Genomic DNA, 19,309 nt, shown 5'->3' with positions numbered 1-19,309 from the left:
AAATGCCTGAATTACCAGAGGTTGAAAACGTCAGACGGACACTTGAAAATCTTGTAACAGGAAAAACGATTGAAGATGTTATTGTTACTTATCCGAAAATCGTAAAACGACCGGATGATGCAGAAATCTTTAAAGAAATGCTAAAAGGCGAGACGATTGAAAATATAAAGCGAAGAGGAAAGTTTTTGCTTTTATATGTAACAAATTATGTCATTGTTTCACATTTGCGTATGGAAGGTAAGTTTTTACTGCATCAAGAGGATGAGCCAATTGATAAGCATACGCACGTCCGTTTCTTATTTACAGATGGAACTGAATTACATTATAAAGATGTGAGAAAGTTTGGTACGATGCATCTCTTTAAAAAAGGTGAGGAAATGAATCAAATGCCTCTTGCTGACTTAGGTCCGGAGCCATTTGATGCTGAATTGACACCACAGTATTTACAAGAGAGATTGCAAAAGACAAATCGTAAAATAAAAGTTGTATTATTAGACCAGCGCCTTTTGGTAGGACTTGGAAATATATATGTAGATGAAGTTTTATTCCGTTCTCAAATTCATCCAGAACGAGAAGCGTCGTCTTTAACAGTAGAAGAAATTGAGCGAATTTATGAGGCGACTGTTACAACGTTAGGTGAAGCAGTGAAGCGTGGCGGAAGTACAATTCGAACGTATATCAACTCACAAGGGCAAATTGGCTCATTCCAAGAACTGCTAAATGTATATGGAAAAAAAGGAGAACCGTGTGTGACTTGCGGTACGATATTAGAAAAAACAGTTGTTGGTGGAAGAGGAACGCATTACTGCCCAATTTGTCAGCCAAGAATATAGAAAAGAGATAACATCGGATAGGCATTTGTCATATACATACAGCAGAGCTATGTATAAGGGAGGAGCTTACCGATGTACCTTTATTTATCTCTTATTTTATTAGCTTTTACATTAAGCTTAGATAGCTGTAGTGTAGGGCTAACATATGGTTTAAGAAGCGTAAGAATTCCACTAAGATCAATTGTAATTATCGGAATGTGTTCAGCGGCTGTTATGCTTGTTTCAATGGGAATTGGACATATGATCGCGAAAGTATTTTCACCTGTTATCGCAACGCGTATCGGTGGGCTTGTTCTTATTGGAATAGGAATTTGGGTATTATACCAATTTTTTCGAAGTGAGAAAAAAGAAGAACCGAAGCAAGAGGAGAAGGTATGGAAATTAGAGATTGCCTCGCTTGGGTTAGTCATTCAAATTTTACGGAAACCGACTGTAGCAGATTTCGATAAATCAGGCACCATTTCTGCAGGAGAAGCGTTACTTCTTGGTATCGCTCTTTCTGTAGATTCATTTGGTGCTGGAATTGGTGCATCTTTATTAGGGTATGCACCTGCTATGATGGCGATATTAGTTGCAGTGATGAGTTCTTTGTTTTTATTTATTGGAATGAAACTTGGAACGGTTTTATCAAATATGAAATGGTTGCAAAAATTTACATTCCTGCCTGGGGTATTACTCATTATTATTGGAATTTGGAAAATGTAAGTACGGGCGTGGAACATTAGTTTCGCGCCTTTTATTATGAGGAGGATTATATGATGACAGTAGTAATTGGATTAACGGGAGGTATTGCAAGCGGAAAAAGTACAGTATCTCAAATGTTTCGCGAGCTAAATATACCAGTTATTGATGCAGATATTATTGCGCGAGAAGTTGTAGAACGAGGAAAGCCAGCATATAACAAAATTGTAGAAGTGTTTGGAACAGAAGTATTACAAGAAGATGGAGAACTAGATCGTCCAAAACTAGGAAGTGTCGTTTTCTATAATGAAGAGAAACGATTGCAGTTAAACAAAATTGTTCATCCTGCAGTGCGTGAGGAAATGAATAGGCAAAAGGAAATGTACATAAAAGAAGGTATGCAAGCGGTTGTGTTAGATATTCCTCTCTTATTTGAAAGTAAATTAACAAGTCTCGTTGACCGCGTTTTAGTTGTAGCAGTTAAGCCACATACGCAATTAGAACGTTTAATGAAGCGAAATAATTTTTCAGAAGAAGAAGCGACAGCTCGTATTCAATCTCAAATGCCGTTAGAAGAAAAAGTGAAACATGCAGATGAAGTGATAAATAATGATGGCACAATTATGGGAACGAAAACACAATTACAGGGGATTTTAAAGAAATGGAATATTATTGACTAAAAAATTGTGAAATTAATGAAAATGCTTAGTGACATATCCCCTTTTTGTGTTATACTATTATTGGGATTGGAGATAAATAGTATAACGCATTCAAGGGGGATAACATATTATGACTCGTGTGGCAATTAATGGATTTGGACGTATTGGGAGAATGGTATTTCGTCAGGCAATAAAAGAAAGCGCATTCGAAATTGTAGCAATCAATGCAAGCTATCCATCTGAAACGTTAGCACATTTAATTAAATATGATACAGTTCACGGCAAGTTTGACGGAACAGTAGAAGCATTTGAAGATCACTTATTAGTTGATGGGAAAATGATTCGCCTTTTAAACAACCGCGATCCAAAGGAATTGCCTTGGACAGATTTAGGTGTTGAAGTTGTAATTGAAGCAACTGGTAAATTTAATTCAAAAGAAAAAGCAATTCTTCACGTTGAAGCTGGAGCGAAAAAAGTTATTTTAACAGCGCCTGGTAAAAATGAAGATGTAACAATTGTAGTAGGTGTGAACGAAGACCAATTAGATATTACAAAACATACTGTTATTTCAAATGCATCTTGTACAACAAACTGTTTAGCACCTGTTGTGAAGGTGTTAGATGAGCAGTTTGGAATTGAAAACGGTTTAATGACGACAGTTCACGCTTATACAAATGACCAAAAAAATATTGATAACCCACATAAAGATTTAAGAAGAGCACGTGCTTGCGGACAATCAATTATTCCGACAACGACAGGTGCTGCGAAAGCGCTAGCAAAAGTTCTTCCGCATTTAAATGGAAAACTTCACGGTATGGCACTTCGTGTACCAACACCAAACGTGTCTCTTGTTGACTTAGTAGTAGATGTAAAACGTGATGTGACAGTTGAAGCTATTAACGATGCATTCAAAACTGTTGCAAACGGTGCGTTAAAAGGCATTGTAGAATTCAGCGAAGAGCCTTTAGTATCTATTGACTTTAATACAAATACACACTCAGCTATCATTGATGGTTTATCTACAATGGTAATGGGTGATCGTAAAGTGAAAGTGCTGGCTTGGTATGATAACGAGTGGGGCTACTCTCGTCGTGTTGTAGATCTTGTAACGTTAGTTGTTGACGAATTAGCGAAGCAAGAAAATGTGCAACATATTTAAGTGAATAAGGGAGAGGGCAAGTGGAAGATTTGCCCTCTTTTTTTTATTTTTTTCTGAAAAGGAAAAAAATTATAGGAGTATATTTTTGAAAGTGGACATACCACGAAACGTTGGGGTTACTGTATTTGTGAATCATTTATTTTTTTTAGGGAAAAGTAAAGAGGAAAATATGACAGAAAATCGAAAAAACTGTTGTTGCAAAATGAAAATAAACAAAGTATACTAACACTCGTAAACTTAAGAGCTGAGGTACGTAGTCACTACTTAAAGGGTTAGGACCTCTCTGGACTAACTTTCCCCCGTGGTAGTGGAGCAAGCCAAATTGCAAATTAGTTTTCAATTCGAACAGTTAGAATAAATTTACAAGGGGGAACTGTAGAATGGATACTATGGATACGATGGGTCGTCACGTGATCGCTGAACTTTGGGATTGCGATTTCGACAAGCTTAATGACATGCCGTATATTGAACAATTATTTGTGGATGCAGCACTAAGAGCTGGTGCTGAAGTGCGTGAGGTTGCTTTCCATAAATTTGCACCACAAGGTGTAAGTGGAGTAGTAATTATCTCGGAATCACATTTAACAATTCATAGCTTTCCGGAGCACGGTTACGCAAGTATTGATGTTTATACTTGTGGGGATCGTATTGATCCAAATGTTGCTGCAGAATATATTGCAGAAGGTTTAAACGCGAAAACGCGTGAGAGCATCGAGCTTCCTCGAGGCACTGGTAGCTTCGAAATTAAGCAGAGAGAAACAAAAGCTCTTTAAAAAAGAACATAATTGATTTAAAATGTAAAGAGGTGTATAATGCACCTCTTTTTTAGTTTATAAAAAAGGGAAAATATAATGTACTCGTTAGTTGAATAAATGGAGCTCTTACGAATAAGTTAACAACGCATCTATCATCGTATTTTTTTAAACGAGATAATAATGCGCTTAAACTTAAAGTGGTAAGAGAGTTAAAATGAGTTATATAATAATGTATATATATTGTCAGATGAAGTAAGTAGAGAAAAAATAAAGAGTATAGTGTAAAGGAGTGAATATATTGCGTTGTCCATCCTGTTCTCATAATGGTACAAGAGTGTTAGATTCGCGTCCGGTAGACGAGGGGCGCTCTATTCGAAGAAGGAGAGAGTGTGAAAGCTGTTTAAGCCGCTTTACGACATTTGAAAGAGTGGAAGAGTCACCTCTTATCGTTGTAAAAAAAGAAGGAACACGAGAAGAGTTTAATAAAGAAAAGATTTTACGTGGCTTAATTAAAGCGTGTGAAAAAAGACCAGTATCTTTAAGACAATTAGAAGAAGTAACTCAAAGTGTGGAACGTGAACTTCGTAATTTAGGTATATCAGAAGTGAAAAGTGATATGATTGGTGAAATTGTTATGGAAGAACTACGTGATATCGATGATGTTGCTTACGTGCGTTTTGCTTCTGTATATCGCCAATTTAAAGATTTAAATGTATTTATTGAAGAATTAAAAGATATACTGCAAAAAGAAAGAGAGTAGAATCTGTATCGTATTCTCTTTACATACCGTAAGTAATGAGATAAGAGAGCTAGAAGCGAAAGCTAATAGCTCTTTTTCGCTAATAAATTATATAGTGAAGATTGGATGAGAGAAAGGAAAGCAAGAATGGAAAAACAGTCATGGATGGAGCTATTGCCGATTGATCGTTATAAAGTAAGTGCGAAAGGATTATTGCATAATTACGACCGAAAAGTGTTAACGATGTTATATCAGCCGTTAATAGGTAGTAGAGCTTTTAGCTTGTACATGACGCTATGGGGAGAGTTAGAACAAGATCGTGTATTTGGAAAAGAGAATACGCATCATTCCCTTATGGTGACCATGCAAATGCAACTTCCCGAAGTATATGAGGAACGAGTAAAGTTAGAGGCAATTGGACTTTTGAAAGTATATATTAAGAAAGAAAAAGATATTCGAATGTTTATATATGAGCTGCAACCACCTTTATCTCCGAAGCAGTTTTTTGATGATATTGTTTTAAGTATCTTTTTATACAATCGATTGAGTCGGACAAAATATAATCAAGTAAAGCATTATTTCTTAGAAGAAGAATTTGATTTTGCATCTTATGAAAATGTTACGCGTTCTTTTAATGATGTGTTTGGTTCGTTTAATCCAGGGCAGCTTGAGCATGCGCAAGAAGACCTTCGTATTCCAAAAACGACAGCTATGCCAAGTAATGAAAAGGGAGACGCTCCAAAAGTTTGGAATGATTTCTTTGATTTCTCCTTATTTGTAGATGGCTTGTCCGCTCTTGTTCCTAAAAAGGCGATTACAGATCAAGTGCGAGAATGTGTCATTACACTTGCTTACGTGTATGATGTAGATGTGTTATCGATGCAAAATATCGTTCTTGGTGCGGTGACAGAGCTGCAGACAATTGATATCGAAAGGCTTAGAAAAGGAGCGCGTGATTGGTATCAGTTCGAAAACGGACAAGCATTACCTGTATTAAGTGAAAGAGTACAGCCTCACGCTGCACGTATGATGAAAGAAAAAGAGCCTTCTACGCAAGAAGAGATGTTAATCAAACAGTTAGAGGAAATCTCACCAAAACAACTATTGAAAGAAATCTCTGGCGGTGCAGAGGCAACGAAGGCTGACTTGCAAATCGTTGAAGATGTAATGATCAATCAAAAATTAACGCCAGGTGTTGTGAATGTACTTATTTATTACGTTATGCTACGCTCAGATATGAAACTTGCGAAAACGTATGTGGAGAAGATTGCTGGACATTGGGCACGTAAAAAGGTCGGCACAGTAGCTGAAGCAATGGCGTTAGCGAAAGAAGAAAACCGTCAATATCAAGAATGGGCTGAGACGAAGAAGAAAGGCCGTACGTCGAAGAAAACGGTACGAAAAGAAATGGTACCAGATTGGCTGAAAGAAGAGCCGAAAGAACAAGAGAAAGAAACTGTGAAAAAAGATGTAAGTGCTGAAAAAGGTGCAAGTACGTTAGAGGACGAACGAAAACGATTAGAAGAAGTGTTAAAAAAATATAAGCGTGATTAATAGAAGAGAATGAACGCTCTTTGAGGTGAGAAAATGGAGCATATTCAAAATTCATTTGCAAAGTTAATGGAAAATGAAAATTTTAAAAATAGATATGAAGTATTAAAGGCGGAAGTAATGGCACATCCGCGTGTGAAAGAATTTATAGACGAACATAAAGGGGAAGTAACAACGTCTATGATTGAACGCAGTCTTGTGAAATTATACGAATATATTGGACAAAGTGTAGGTTGCGCGGATTGTCCGGATCTAGGTTCGTGTAAAAACATGCTGCAAGGATATGAGCCAAAGCTCGTTATCCAAGGGAAGATGATTGATATTCAATATGATCGTTGCGTTAGAAAAGTAGCATATGACGAGAGGAAGAAATATGAAAAGCTCGTTCAAAGTGTATATATGCCAACTGATATTTTACAAGCAACGATGGAAAACTTAGACCCTTCAGATTTAGATGCGCGTATTGATGCAATTGGTGCAGCTAATGAATTTTTAAGTACATATGAACCTGGTAAAAAAGTACAAGGTTTATATTTGTACGGTAAATTTGGTGTAGGGAAAACGTATTTATTAGGAGCAATTGCGAATGAGCTTGCTCGAAAGAAAATAAGTTCAATGCTCGTATATTTCCCTGAATTTTTACGTGAAATTAAAAGTTCAATTCAAGATAATTCGATTGGGGAAAAGATTGATGCGGTGAAACGCGTACAAGTTTTAATGTTAGATGATATTGGAGCAGAAGCGATGTCAAGCTTTGTGCGTGATGATGTACTCGGTGCAATTTTGCAATTCCGTATGTTAGAAAACTTACCGACGTTCTTTACGTCTAACTTTGATTTTAAACAACTAGAACATCATTTAACATATACGCAGCGCGGTGAAGCGGAAGAAATGAAAGCAGCTCGTATTATGGAGCGAATTAAATATTTGGCGAAACCAATTCCGATTGGCGGGAAAAACCGTCGTCATAAGTAAAGAGCAAGCTGAGAAGCTTGCTCTTCTTTTGTAGTTAAACGCTTTTTAAAGTAGCCGAATGATAAAATGAAAAGTTCTTATTGAAAATTCCTAGTAGCTTGTATCATTTTTTTCTCCCTCCCTTAATATATATAAAATTAGCAAGCCATATCGAGTGGATTTTCTAACGATAAGAAATGTAATTCTACTAAGAGTGAACTTTCACGCGGGACGGACTCTTATAGGATTTGTAACGTATAGATACAGTCCTTTAGAGCAGGGATAAAAGGGGGGACAAAAGTGATTGAAATTTGCTTCGAAGAAAAAAATGATGCTATGCACGTATATAGACAACTATTGAAAAGAGCGGAACTGTTATATAAGGAAACGAGTGTGTATTTACAGGAACAAAAAGTGGTGATTCACATACCAGTATGTGAATCAAATTATATTGAAAAGATTTTATTGCCAGTAATGGTATATTTCATTGTGAATGTGAAACAAAATGAGTGGATATATACAATCTTAAAAGAGAAGTTTTTTTATGAAGAAGAGGAAGAGTGCCATCAAATATTGCATATGGCACAAGAGATTTTAAAAGGAAGAAGAAAAGGAATTGCTCGTGAATTAACACGTCACACATTTGAATCATATATTAAATCCTCTTTAAATAACTGGCTTTGTGATCCGCTTTCATTCTCGTTTTCATCATATGTTCGTTTTCGTCTTCGTACATATAGGGAAATGGTAGCTAAGCTTGCTGAAGTGGCAATTGATGAGTATAAGTTAGAACAAGAATATCAAATGTTTATTGAGACGCTCCGGCAACAAGTCCGTAGCCGGAAATCACGTTTGTCATGTGTACATCTTATTTTTGATGAAAGTTTTATTTTCTATGATGATAAAGGTAGACGTTTAAAACAAGAGAAATTGGTTCAATATATAGATGAAGACTTATTAAAACAAAAGGATGTATATATTGATACGAAAGTAATTGCACCACTTCTTTCTATTTCGCCGAAAAAAATTTATTTGTATACGAAAGAACAAGACCATAATATGATTATTACTTTGCGAAATGTATTTCAAGAACGGGTACAATTACATGGATTACATGAGTTTGAGCGCAATGTGAAAAATTTAAAAAATAAAGGTAACGCCCTTGATTTTCTAAGTTTTTGAGCATATAATTACCTACATAAATGAAATATATTGAAATGTCATGATGAGGACATGAGTAGTTTTCTACGATTTTCAGAGAGGGAAGCCTTAGGGTGTGAGCTTCCTAGTACGGGATTATTACTTACCACCTCTAAACTTTAGCAGTGAACGGTTTTTCTAGTAATTGCTAACGGACAACACCGTTATGTTGAACTTGAGCAATTAACAATTATGTTAATTGGAACAAGGGTGGAACCACGAATTCAACACTCGTCCCTTTTTACGGGATGAGTGTTTTTTATTTTGAGAAAAAGAGGAGTGACCAGTGATGGCAGATGTAGTTAAAATTACTTTCCCTGATGGAGCTGTGAAGGAGTTTCCAAAAGGCGTAACAACTGAAGAAATCGCAGCTTCTATTAGCCCAGGCTTAAAGAAAAAAGCTGTGGCTGGAAAATTAAATGATGAGATGATTGATCTTGTTACACCAATCGAAGAAGATGGTGCAGTTTCTATCATTACATTAGATTCTGAAGATGGCTTATATATTTTACGCCACTCAACAGCTCACCTTTTAGCGCAAGCGTTAAAACGTTTATATAAAGATGTTAAGGTTGAGCTTGGCATTGGTCCAGTAATTGAAAATGGCTTCTACTACGATATTGATATGGAAGAAGCAATTACAGTTGAAGACTTCAAGAAAATCGAAAAAGAAATGCAAAAAATTGTGAACGAGAACTTAGAAATCGTTCGTCATGAAGTACCACGTGCAGAAGCAATTCGTCGTTTTGAAGAAATCGGCGATGAGTTAAAATTAGATTTAATTAACGATCTTCCAGAAGATGCAGTTATTTCAATCTATGAGCAAGGCGAATTCTTCGACCTTTGCCGTGGTGTCCACCTTCCATCTACAGGGAAAATTAAAGTATTTAAATTATTAAGCGTTGCGGGTGCTTACTGGCGCGGCGATAGCAATAATAAAATGTTACAACGTATTTACGGTACTGCATTCGTTAAGAAAGCAGAATTAGATGAGCATTTACGTATGCTTGAAGAAGCGAAAGAGCGCGATCACCGTAAATTAGGTAAAGAATTAAAACTATTTACTAATAGCCAAAAAGTAGGACAAGGTTTACCACTTTGGTTACCAAAGGGTGCAACAATCCGCCGCATTATCGAGCGTTACATCGTTGATAAAGAAGCAAGCTTAGGCTATGATCACGTATACACTCCAGTACTAGGAAGCAGAGAGCTTTATGAAACTTCGGGTCACTGGAACCACTACCGTGATGGTATGTTCCCATCAATGGAAATGGATAATGAAGAGTTAGTTCTTCGTCCGATGAACTGCCCTCACCACATGATGGTTTATAAAAACGATATTCACAGCTACCGTGAATTACCAATCCGTATTGCGGAACTTGGAACAATGCACCGCTACGAAATGTCAGGTGCGTTATCTGGATTACAACGTGTACGCGGAATGACTTTAAACGATGCTCACATTTTCGTACGCCCAGATCAAATTAAAGAAGAATTAAAACGTGTTGTAAACTTAACTCTAGAAGTGTACAAAGATTTCGGTTTAGAGAACTACTCATTCCGTCTATCTTATCGCGACCCAGCAGATACTAAAAAGTACTATGCTGATGATGAGATGTGGGAAAAAGCACAAGGTATGTTAAAAGAAGCTATGGATGAAATGGGTCTTGATTACTATGAAGCTGAAGGTGAAGCGGCATTCTACGGTCCAAAACTTGACGTTCAAGTTCGTACTGCTCTTGGAAAAGACGAAACACTTTCAACTGTACAATTAGACTTCTTACTTCCAGAACGCTTTGAACTATCTTACGTTGGTGAAGACGGTAAACAACACCGTCCAGTTGTAATTCACCGTGGTGTTGTATCTACTATGGAACGTTTCGTAGCCTTCTTAATTGAAGAATACAAAGGTGCATTCCCAACTTGGTTAGCTCCAGTTCAAGTACAAGTAATTCCAGTTTCTCCGCAAGTACATTTAGACTATGCGAAGAAAGTACAAGACGAATTACGCCGTGCTGGTATCCGTGTTGAATTAGATACTCGTGAAGAGAAAATTGGTTACAAAATCCGTGAAGCACAAATGCAAAAAATTCCGTACATGCTTGTAGTAGGTGACAATGAAGTAACTGAAAACGGCGTAAACGTACGTAAATACGGTGAACAAAAATCAGAAACAATCGCATTAGATGCTTTTGTTGATATGATTAAAGTAGAAGGAAAACGATAAGAAAAAGCCGCGGTATACCGCGGCTTTTCTATGTAATATGAGTAAGGGAAATTAGAAAAAAAAAACCATGTAACACTTATCGTAAAAAAGTATTGCAAGTATGTTAGTTGTTTGTTACAATATTTCTTGTTGTTAGTAAAACACATTGCGTCTTCTTGACAGACGTCATGTCCTATGATAAACTCATCAAGGATAATAGAATATTGTTTTGTGGAACAAGTAGAAGCACCCGCTTCTCACCTGATGGACGCATTCGCAGTTTACAGGTAAATGTATTTCTTACTTAAGATTTTACAAGTGTGGGTGTCGTATGCCCGCACTTTTTTTGTCGGGTTCTATGACTACAAACTATGTTCTGAGAAAACCTTGGAGGTGGCTTACTATTAGCAAGGATATGATGATTAACGAGCAAATTCGTGCACGCGAAGTACGTTTAGTTGGTGCAAATGGCGATCAACTTGGAATCAAGTCTCGTAATGACGCTTTAGACTTAGCTGCAAATCTTAATCTTGATTTAGTATTAGTTGCTCCAAATGCGAAACCGCCAGTATGCCGCATTATGGACTACGGTAAATTCCGCTTTGAGCAACAGAAAAAAGAAAAAGAACAGCGCAAAAATCAAAAAGTAATTAGCATGAAAGAAGTTCGTTTAAGTCCAACAATTGATGAACACGACTTTAACACAAAACTTCGTAATGCTATCAAGTTTTTAGAGAAAGGCGACAAGGTTAAAGCGTCAATTCGCTTTAAAGGACGTGCCATTACTCATAAAGAAATCGGTCAACGTGTTTTAGATCGCTTCTCAGAAGCTTGTGCTGAAGTTAGTACAATCGAATCTAAGCCTAAAATGGAAGGACGCAGTATGTTCTTAGTTTTAGCACCGAAAAACGATAAGTAATAGATAGAGGAGGAAATACCTATGCCTAAACAAAAAACTCATCGCGGCGCTGCAAAGCGTTTCAAAAAGACTGGATCAGGTAAACTGAAACGTTCTCACGCTTACACAAGCCATTTATTCGCTAACAAATCTACAAAAGCTAAACGTAAACTACGTAAAGCTGGTGTAGTAAGCGCTGGTGACTTCAAACGCATTCGTCAAATGCTTGACAACTTAAAATAAGTTCGGCTGATATATAGAACAATTAGGAGGTAATATTATGCCAAGAGTAAAAGGTGGTACAGTTACTCGTCAACGTCGTAAAAAAGTAATTAAATTAGCAAAAGGTTACTACGGTTCAAAAAATACATTATTCAAGGTTGCTAACCAACAGGTTATGAAATCTCTAATGTATGCATTCCGTGACCGCCGTCAAAAGAAACGTGACTTCCGTAAATTATGGATTACACGTATCAACGCAGCAGCTCGTATGAATGGTCTTTCTTACAGCCGCTTAATGCACGGTCTTAAAAATGCTGGCATCGAAGTTAACCGCAAGATGCTTGCTGACTTAGCTGTTCATGACGAAAAAGCTTTCGCTGAATTAGCAACAGTTGCAAAAAACAACATTAACTAATTAATTAGTTGAAACCTTAGAAGATTTTTCTTCTAAGGTTTTTTTATTTGTATGCAAAGAGAAGTGTGTCGTTATCGATATGACAAAATCAATATAAAAATTATAGCAATATAGAAGAATATACATATGAAGTCAGGAGAATCCTCCTGGCTTCTTTTAATTATCATCCTCTGGAAAGAAGAGTATCTTTCCTACCTGAAACGACACTGCTATAATGGAAAGATGATATGGAACTTTCATCAGATAAAATAATATTTTTAATAGTGGGCAATTCCTGGATAATTATTAACTATCACCAATCGGAGTGAACAATCTAATCGTGATGATTGAAACGTATTTGTAAATTAAGGACAAGCTATTTTGTGTAAAGAGGTAAATGGCTGACTTATTAATAAGAAACGAAAAATAATAATGAACTTTGAGATGAAACAACATTGTTGCGTAAAATGCGATGTTGGAGGAGGGCAATAGAGTGGACTTACTACAACTATTTAAATTACAAAAAGAATTAGATGACCGTATTGCGAAAGAACATGACTTACAACCGAAAAAATTGTTAAAAGAGAAAATGTTAGCTCTTCTTGTAGAAATTGGAGAACTTGCAAATGAAACACGTTGTTTTAAATATTGGAGCAACAAACCAGCATCAGAACGTGAAGTCATACTAGAAGAATACGTAGATGGCTTACATTTTATTTTATCAATCGGAATTGATTTAGGTATTGATAAAAACTTCTTATTCTATAAGTGTGCACAGACGAATAAAACACAAGTAGAAATTTTCTTAGACACGTATGCGAAGGTGATTCGTTTTACAGATCAACCATCTATTACGAACTATATTGAATTATTTACAAGCTACCTTCGACTTGGACAAGCACTTGAGTTTGAACAAGAAGAGATTGAAAAGGCATATTTAGATAAAAACGAAGTAAATCATCAGCGTCAAACACAAGGATACTAAGTTAATTTTTGAATATTTCAATTTCCTTTTGTATAATGAAGTGACTGAAGAAAAAGGAGGGTGTTGGCAATGACAAAATTAGACGAGACATTGACAATGCTAAAAGAATTAACAGATGCACGTGGTATTGCGGGTAACGAGCGTGAACCACGCGAAGTAATGAAGAAATATATTGAGCCGTTTGCGGACGAACTTTCTACTGATAATTTAGGAAGTTTAGTTGCGAAAAAAGTAGGGGAAGAAAACGGCCCGAAAATTATGGTTGCAGGTCATTTAGATGAAGTTGGCTTTATGATTACGCAAATTGATGACAAAGGTTTCCTTCGTTTCCAAACAGTTGGTGGCTGGTGGTCACAAGTTATGCTTGCACAGCGCGTAACAATTGTAACGCGTAAAGGAGATGTAACAGGTGTTATCGGTTCAAAACCACCGCATATCTTACCTCCAGAAGCGCGTAAAAAGCCAGTTGAAATTAAAGACATGTTCATCGATATTGGTGCTTCTAGCCAAGAAGAAGCAATGGAGTGGGGCGTACGACCAGGAGATCAAGTTGTACCTTACTTTGAATTCCAAGTGATGAAGAACGAAAAAATGTTACTTGCAAAAGCATGGGATAACCGAATTGGTTGTGCAATTGCAATTGACGTATTAAAACAATTAAAAGATGAAAAGCATCCAAACGTTGTATATGGCGTAGGGACTGTACAAGAAGAAGTCGGTCTTCGTGGTGCAAAAACATCTGCAAACTATATTAAACCAGATATCGCGTTCGCGGTAGATGTTGGTATTGCTGGTGACACACCGGGTGTAACGTCAAAAGAAGCGCAAAGTAAAATGGGTGATGGACCACAGATCATTTTATATGATGCTTCTGTTATTGGTCATACAGGTTTACGTGACTTTGTAGTTGATGTTGCTGATGAATTACAAATTCCATACCAATATGATTCAGTAGCGGGCGGTGGAACGGATGCAGGTGCAATTCATATTGCTGTAAATGGTATTCCGTCTATGGCAATTACGATTGCAACCCGTTACATTCATTCTCATGCGGCAATGTTACACCGTGATGATTATGAAAATGCAGTGAAGTTAATTGTAGAAGTTATTAAACGTCTTGATAAAGAGGCTGTACATAACATTACATTTAATTAATAGAAAAAGCGAAGGAGCCTCTCCTTCGCTTTTTTGTGTTTTAAAAAGGTCGTTCTAATCCTGCGGCAGTATGAGCCCCTAAAATGATTAAACGAGTTAATTGCATGGCCATAAAATGCGGGGTATATATCATCCCTTTTTTTAGCCATGACATAATCATGCCGAGATGGGCACCAGTAACATAACTAAGGAGAATGTCACGTGGAACCATTAGTTTTTCATCGTTAGGCTGTGCAATAGAGAGGCTTAATGTTAAATGTGTTTGAATGGCTTTCATCATTTTATACGTAAAGTTTCCGGCAGCTTTATCACCAAGCATGACGTTATAGAAGTTCGCATTTTCTGCGATATGTTCAAATAAAGACAAGAAATTTGGATGTGGTGAATCAAATGTAAGTTGAAAATCTTCTTTATTTCTATTTTTCGGTTTAATAACTTCTGTTAGCTTCTCTAACATTTCTTCAATGCTTTTGTCTAGTAAGTCATATTTATCGTGGTAATGGCTATAAAACGTAGCGCGATTTACAGGAGCACGTTCTGCAATATGTTGAACAGTTACATTTTCAAACCCTTTTTCGCCTACTAAAGCGACAAAAGCATCCTGTATGAGTTGTCTCGTCCGTTTTACACGTGGATCATTTGTATTTTTAATAGACATTTTTATTTCCCCTCGTTTAATTTTCTGTATTTAAACAACATATTGGTATTATATTGTTGTTTAAGCGACATTTCATACGTAAATTGTCGGTTGTAGATTTGAAATAATTATTTATAATTATAAACGATAGTCCTTCAGAAATCAGCACCGCTTGCAGGTAGATAAATTTCGATTTACACCGCAGATGGTGTGATTTTTTTGTTTAAAAGTTAATATAATTAACAATTAAACAATCTAAACAATAAGGACGTAAATAGTCTAGAAAAAAATTATATGCGATATAAGGAGAGGAATGCAATGAATCAGTTTCGAAGAATGGTGATTATCAACATTATCACATTAATTGTACTAGTTGGTGGCGGTATTGGCGGTTATTACTATTACAATCAAGCGGAAAATTACTTAAAAACAGACAATGCAAAAATTGATGGAAAGGTAATTCCGATTGCATCACCAGTAGCAGGGAAATTAACTGACTGGAAAGCTGAAGTAGGTAAGAACTACAACGAGAATGATAAATTAGGTGCTGTCACTGTAGCAGCAGCGAATGGAGAACAAACAGTAGATGTAACAATTCCACAAAATGCAACAGTTGTACAATCAAACGCAACAACAAATGCTTTCGTTGGAGCAGGTAGCCCAATCGCTTATGCATTTGATATGAACAATTTATGGGTAACAGCAAATATTGAAGAAACAGATGTTGATGATGTTCAAAAAGGTCAAGATGTAGATGTGTATGTAGATGCATACCCAGATACAACGTTAACAGGAAAAGTAGAACAAGTTGGCTTAACAACAGCGAACACATTCTCTATGTTACCATCAAGCAACGCAACAGCGAACTATACGAAAGTAACACAAGTAGTACCAGTTAAAATTTCTTTAGATCATAGCAAATCAGTAAATATTGTTCCTGGCATGAATGTGACAGTTCGTATTCATAAGTAAGGGGGAGATGAGATGTCCTCAATTGTAATTGCAGGATATGCACTATTTTGTATAATCGTCTTCTTCCTTGTAAATCGTCTTTTACGAAAGAAAAAAACGAAAATGGGAGAAGAACAAGTCCCAGCCGTAAGTAAAATAGAAGTAAGTAAAGTTGAAACAGAAGAGAAAGACATTGAACGAAAGCAAGAACCGGAAATTTCTAATGTAGTTGAGTTGGAAACAGGAAAGCAAGAAGAAGTAAAACAAGAAAAAGAAGTAAAACAAGAAAAAGAAGTGCCGAAAAAACAAATGTCTATGCCTGTAGAGAATGTGAACGTAAAAGCAGTGGTAGCTGTATTAATTCTCGGCATGTTCGTTTCTATTTTAAACCAAACAATCATTAACGTTGCATTGCCTCCGTTAATGAATGAATTTAACGTATCAACTTCAACAGCACAATGGTTAATTACAGGCTTCATGCTTGTAAATGGTATTTTAGTACCGATTAGTGCCTTTTTAGTTTCACGATTTACGTATCGTAAATTATTCGTAGCAGCAATGTTATTCTTTACGGTAGGATCTATCATTTGTGCTACTTCAGGAAACTTTACAATGATGATGACGGGCCGCGTTATTCAAGCGGTTGGTGCGGGTATTTTAATGCCGGTTGGTATGAATATCTTCATGACATTATTCCCGCCTCATAAGCGCGGAGCTGCAATGGGATTACTAGGTGTAGCAATGATTTTAGCACCAGCTATCGGACCAACTGTAACAGGTTGGGTAATTGAAAATTACAGCTGGAACTTAATGTTCTATGCGATGTTTATTATCGGTTTAATTATTACGTTCCTATCTTTAAAATTCTTTACACTAGCTCAGCCAGTGTCTAAAACAAAATTAGATATATTCGGTGTTGTTAGTTCAAGTATTGGACTAGGAAGCTTATTGTACGGATTTAGTGAAGCTGGAAATAATAGTTGGACTAGTGCAGAAGTTGTTATTTCACTTATTATCGGTGTAATTGGTTTAGCGTTATTTATTTGGAGAGAGTTAACGACGGACAATAAAATGCTTGATTTACAAGTATTTAAATATCCAGTATTTACTTTCACTTTAGTAATTAACGCAATTGTTACAATGGCATTATTCGGAGGTATGTTATTACTTCCTGTATATCTGCAAAATATTCGTGGCTTTACGCCAATTGAATCTGGTTTACTACTTCTTCCAGGATCATTAATTATGGGGATCATGGGACCAGTAGCGGGTAAATTATTCGATAAATATGGCATTCGTCCATTAGCGATAATTGGATTGGCAATTACGACGTATGCGACATATGAATTTACAAAATTATCGATGGATACACCGTATAGCGTTATTATGACGGATTATATTATACGCTCAATTGGTATGTCATTCATTATGATGCCAATTATGACAGCTGGTATGAACGCGCTACCGATGAAATTAATTTCTCACGGTACAGCAACGCAAAATACGTCAAGACAAGTAGCGGGTTCAATCGGAACAGCGATTTTAATTACACTTATGACGCAACAAACAACTGCCCACGTAGCAGATTATGGAAATATGTTAACAACGTCAAACCCAATTTTAGTTGATAAAGTACACGGCATGGGGCAAAGCTTAGCGGCCTTAGCCGGCTCAGCACAAGCAGGAGATGCGATGAGCACGCAACTATTATTCGGACAAATTTCAAAGTTATCTGCAATTAACGGTATTAACGATGCCTTCTTAATTGCAACGATACTCGCAGGGATTGCTTGGGTGTTATCGTTCTTCTTACCATCAGGCAATAAACCAAATAGAAAAGCAGGGAATTAATTTCCCTGCTTTTTTGTGCTTTTTATGCAGTTACATATAAAAGATGATAACCAGTTACGGAGCAAAGCCCTGCTATAAACAAAATCGTCCCCATAGAACGAATACTCGATATTTGTCTTCCGCTTATAATAGCTAATAGTCCAGCTAAAGAGAAGAAGCACCAATATAAAGTTCCCGAAATTGGAACCATCCCCTCTAAATCTATTCCAGAACCTATACAAATGATAGGAACAACGATAAGGAATATGCTAATGAAACCAGCTATAGTGGTAAGTGATTTCCGATGTTTCATGCCACCAATAATTAAAAAAATACCGACGATGAATTGGCATAACATCAAAGTAAGAGCTAAAATCATCCAAGTTAATATTCCGAACACTTCTGTACTACCTCCGATTTGTGAGTTTCAAAAAATATTATATATAGTATGAATCACCCACAGTCATGAGTAACCAGAAGATAACCCCTAATATACCAGCGATAAAAATAATGAATCCCATATTACGGATACTTTTAATTTTTGCTTGTAATCCACTTACTCCAGCTAATAATCCAGTTAAAGAAAACAGTATCCAATATAAAGTAGTTGAAATAGGAAGGATTGTATTGCCCTCCATTCCCATGCCCCAAAAAACAAAAGGTAGTGTGACAAAGGAAAAGCTAAGTAGCCCCATTAAACCGACAAATAATTTACGGTGTTTCACGCTAGTAACAATTAAAAAAATACCACCAAAAAATCCGCATAAAACAAGAAGTGGCATATAAATAACCCAAAGTAAGCTCAACATATGTAATCTCCTTCTGTGTAATCAGTTATATTTTACTACATGAGGTTTATTTTGGATATTATTAATAAATATGTATAAATTGATAGAAATGAGTAATAACGATACGAATTAATAGATGTAGAGCATGAGAGAGAGGAGGAGACATATGAAAATTACAGAAGAAAATGTGGTGAATCAGCTAAGGAAAAGGAACGAAAAAGCATTAGATTTTATTATTGACCAGTACAGCGGACTAATAAAAAGTATTATTCAGAAGCATTTAGCTTCGTTTGAAGATGTGCAAGAGGAATGTATGGATGATGTGTTATTGGCAATTTGGAATCATATTGAAAAGTATGATGAAGAGAAAAATACGCTAAAAAATTGGATTGCAGCTATTACAAAATATAAATCTATCGATTATGCGAGAAAATATACGAAGACAGTAAATGAAAAAGGAATAGATCAAATAGATGAAATAGCGGTACATACCGATACTACTAAAAAAGAGATTAGTAATGATATGGAACATATATTAAATCATTTAAAGAAGAACGATAAAGAAATTTTTATGAAGCATTACGTGGAAGAGGATAGTGTAGAAGATATTGCGGAGAAAATGGGGGTGAAAACTTCTTTTATATACAATCGTCTATCAAGAGGTCGAAAGAAGTTAAGGGCATTATTTTTACATAACCGGATGAAATAAATA

21 protein-coding genes and 2 other annotated features are annotated in these 19,309 nt (G+C 36.2%); of the genes, 18 read left to right on the top strand and 3 right to left on the bottom strand.

The features are described 5' to 3' along the window. Positions 1 to 2: 2 nt before the first annotated feature. From mutM to PQF83_RS13585, 15 genes are all read left to right on the top strand, one after another. Entirely contained in the window at positions 3 to 833 is an 831-nt protein-coding gene (gene mutM / locus PQF83_RS13655) for a DNA-formamidopyrimidine glycosylase (protein WP_001114483.1), read from the top strand. Positions 834 to 905: 72 nt separating this feature from the next. Next, complete coding sequence (gene ytaF, locus PQF83_RS13650; protein WP_000281751.1) at positions 906 to 1,538, top strand: sporulation membrane protein YtaF; 633 nt, start codon at positions 906 to 908, stop codon at positions 1,536 to 1,538. Between the two features lie 53 nt (positions 1,539 to 1,591). Further along, the gene (gene coaE, locus PQF83_RS13645; protein ID WP_000219295.1) at positions 1,592 to 2,194 is read left to right on the top strand and encodes a dephospho-CoA kinase; all 603 of its coding nucleotides are present in this window, start codon (positions 1,592 to 1,594) and stop codon (positions 2,192 to 2,194) included. Between the two features lie 109 nt (positions 2,195 to 2,303). Further along, on the top strand, positions 2,304 to 3,332 hold the full coding sequence (locus PQF83_RS13640; RefSeq protein ID WP_000198972.1) for a glyceraldehyde-3-phosphate dehydrogenase: 1,029 nt from the start codon (positions 2,304 to 2,306) through the stop codon (positions 3,330 to 3,332). Positions 3,333 to 3,721: 389 nt separating this feature from the next. Continuing rightward, the gene (gene speD / locus PQF83_RS13635) at positions 3,722 to 4,105 is read left to right on the top strand and encodes an adenosylmethionine decarboxylase (RefSeq protein WP_002003660.1); all 384 of its coding nucleotides are present in this window, start codon (positions 3,722 to 3,724) and stop codon (positions 4,103 to 4,105) included. A gap of 280 nt (positions 4,106 to 4,385) precedes the next feature. Then, positions 4,386 to 4,847: a transcriptional regulator NrdR gene (nrdR, locus tag PQF83_RS13630; protein WP_001203687.1), complete on the top strand. Its 462-nt coding sequence runs from the start codon at positions 4,386 to 4,388 to the stop codon at positions 4,845 to 4,847. Positions 4,848 to 4,973: 126 nt separating this feature from the next. Then, positions 4,974 to 6,380: a replication initiation and membrane attachment family protein gene (locus PQF83_RS13625; RefSeq protein WP_000415041.1), complete on the top strand. Its 1,407-nt coding sequence runs from the start codon at positions 4,974 to 4,976 to the stop codon at positions 6,378 to 6,380. 33 nt (positions 6,381 to 6,413) lie between these two features. Continuing rightward, positions 6,414 to 7,352 (top strand): primosomal protein DnaI, encoded by a 939-nt coding sequence (gene dnaI, locus PQF83_RS13620; RefSeq protein WP_000400101.1) that lies wholly within the window; start codon positions 6,414 to 6,416, stop codon positions 7,350 to 7,352. 279 nt (positions 7,353 to 7,631) lie between these two features. Continuing rightward, positions 7,632 to 8,513: a putative sporulation protein YtxC gene (gene ytxC, locus PQF83_RS13615; protein WP_000569618.1), complete on the top strand. Its 882-nt coding sequence runs from the start codon at positions 7,632 to 7,634 to the stop codon at positions 8,511 to 8,513. Between the two features lie 31 nt (positions 8,514 to 8,544). Further along, positions 8,545 to 8,773: a binding site (T-box leader), on the top strand. Positions 8,774 to 8,820: 47 nt separating this feature from the next. After that, complete coding sequence (gene thrS, locus PQF83_RS13610; protein ID WP_000786083.1) at positions 8,821 to 10,758, top strand: threonine--tRNA ligase; 1,938 nt, start codon at positions 8,821 to 8,823, stop codon at positions 10,756 to 10,758. Positions 10,759 to 10,969: 211 nt separating this feature from the next. Then, positions 10,970 to 11,090 (top strand) — a sequence feature (ribosomal protein L20 leader region). 62 nt (positions 11,091 to 11,152) lie between these two features. Next, the gene (infC, locus tag PQF83_RS13605; RefSeq protein ID WP_000973214.1) at positions 11,153 to 11,656 is read left to right on the top strand and encodes a translation initiation factor IF-3; all 504 of its coding nucleotides are present in this window, start codon (positions 11,153 to 11,155) and stop codon (positions 11,654 to 11,656) included. 21 nt (positions 11,657 to 11,677) lie between these two features. Then, positions 11,678 to 11,878, top strand: a complete 201-nt coding sequence (gene rpmI, locus PQF83_RS13600) for a 50S ribosomal protein L35 (protein WP_001125945.1) — start codon at positions 11,678 to 11,680, stop codon at positions 11,876 to 11,878. A 37-nt stretch (positions 11,879 to 11,915) separates the two neighbouring features. After that, entirely contained in the window at positions 11,916 to 12,272 is a 357-nt protein-coding gene (gene rplT, locus PQF83_RS13595; protein ID WP_001138362.1) for a 50S ribosomal protein L20, read from the top strand. A 472-nt stretch (positions 12,273 to 12,744) separates the two neighbouring features. After that, positions 12,745 to 13,236 carry a dUTP diphosphatase gene (locus tag PQF83_RS13590; RefSeq protein WP_000365050.1) on the top strand — a complete coding sequence of 164 codons (492 nt, stop codon included), beginning with the start codon at positions 12,745 to 12,747 and terminating at the stop codon, positions 13,234 to 13,236. A gap of 69 nt (positions 13,237 to 13,305) precedes the next feature. Next, positions 13,306 to 14,391 (top strand): M42 family metallopeptidase, encoded by a 1,086-nt coding sequence (locus tag PQF83_RS13585; protein WP_000163568.1) that lies wholly within the window; start codon positions 13,306 to 13,308, stop codon positions 14,389 to 14,391. A 40-nt stretch (positions 14,392 to 14,431) separates the two neighbouring features. Here the strand turns inward: PQF83_RS13585 and PQF83_RS13580 are convergent, their stop codons facing one another. Next, complete coding sequence (locus PQF83_RS13580; protein ID WP_000023670.1) at positions 14,432 to 15,049, bottom strand: TetR/AcrR family transcriptional regulator; 618 nt, start codon at positions 15,047 to 15,049, stop codon at positions 14,432 to 14,434. Between the two features lie 297 nt (positions 15,050 to 15,346). Here PQF83_RS13580 and PQF83_RS13575 point away from each other — a divergent pair, with 297 nt between their 5' ends. Continuing rightward, a complete protein-coding gene (locus PQF83_RS13575) occupies positions 15,347 to 16,000 on the top strand; it encodes an HlyD family secretion protein (protein ID WP_001071404.1) in 654 nt (217 codons plus the stop codon). Positions 16,001 to 16,012: 12 nt separating this feature from the next. Continuing rightward, positions 16,013 to 17,830 carry a DHA2 family efflux MFS transporter permease subunit gene (locus tag PQF83_RS13570; RefSeq protein ID WP_196240834.1) on the top strand — a complete coding sequence of 606 codons (1,818 nt, stop codon included), beginning with the start codon at positions 16,013 to 16,015 and terminating at the stop codon, positions 17,828 to 17,830. A gap of 22 nt (positions 17,831 to 17,852) precedes the next feature. On the opposite strand, the gene PQF83_RS13565 is transcribed toward PQF83_RS13570, so the two are convergent. Continuing rightward, positions 17,853 to 18,209 carry a hypothetical protein gene (locus PQF83_RS13565; RefSeq protein ID WP_000467061.1) on the bottom strand — a complete coding sequence of 119 codons (357 nt, stop codon included), beginning with the start codon at positions 18,207 to 18,209 and terminating at the stop codon, positions 17,853 to 17,855. A gap of 37 nt (positions 18,210 to 18,246) precedes the next feature. After that, positions 18,247 to 18,618: a hypothetical protein gene (locus tag PQF83_RS13560; protein ID WP_000950045.1), complete on the bottom strand. Its 372-nt coding sequence runs from the start codon at positions 18,616 to 18,618 to the stop codon at positions 18,247 to 18,249. A 145-nt stretch (positions 18,619 to 18,763) separates the two neighbouring features. Here PQF83_RS13560 and PQF83_RS13555 point away from each other — a divergent pair, with 145 nt between their 5' ends. Then, the gene (locus PQF83_RS13555) at positions 18,764 to 19,306 is read left to right on the top strand and encodes a sigma-70 family RNA polymerase sigma factor (RefSeq protein ID WP_000704585.1); all 543 of its coding nucleotides are present in this window, start codon (positions 18,764 to 18,766) and stop codon (positions 19,304 to 19,306) included. Positions 19,307 to 19,309 lie beyond the last annotated feature (3 nt).

Origin of the sequence: Bacillus sp. FF-1 (assembly GCF_028548245.1) — a bacterium.
GTDB lineage: Bacteria > Bacillota > Bacilli > Bacillales > Bacillaceae_G > Bacillus_A > Bacillus_A paranthracis.
The sequence above is the reverse complement of the archived record's forward strand: the minus strand, read 5'-3'. Positions and strand labels throughout refer to the sequence as shown.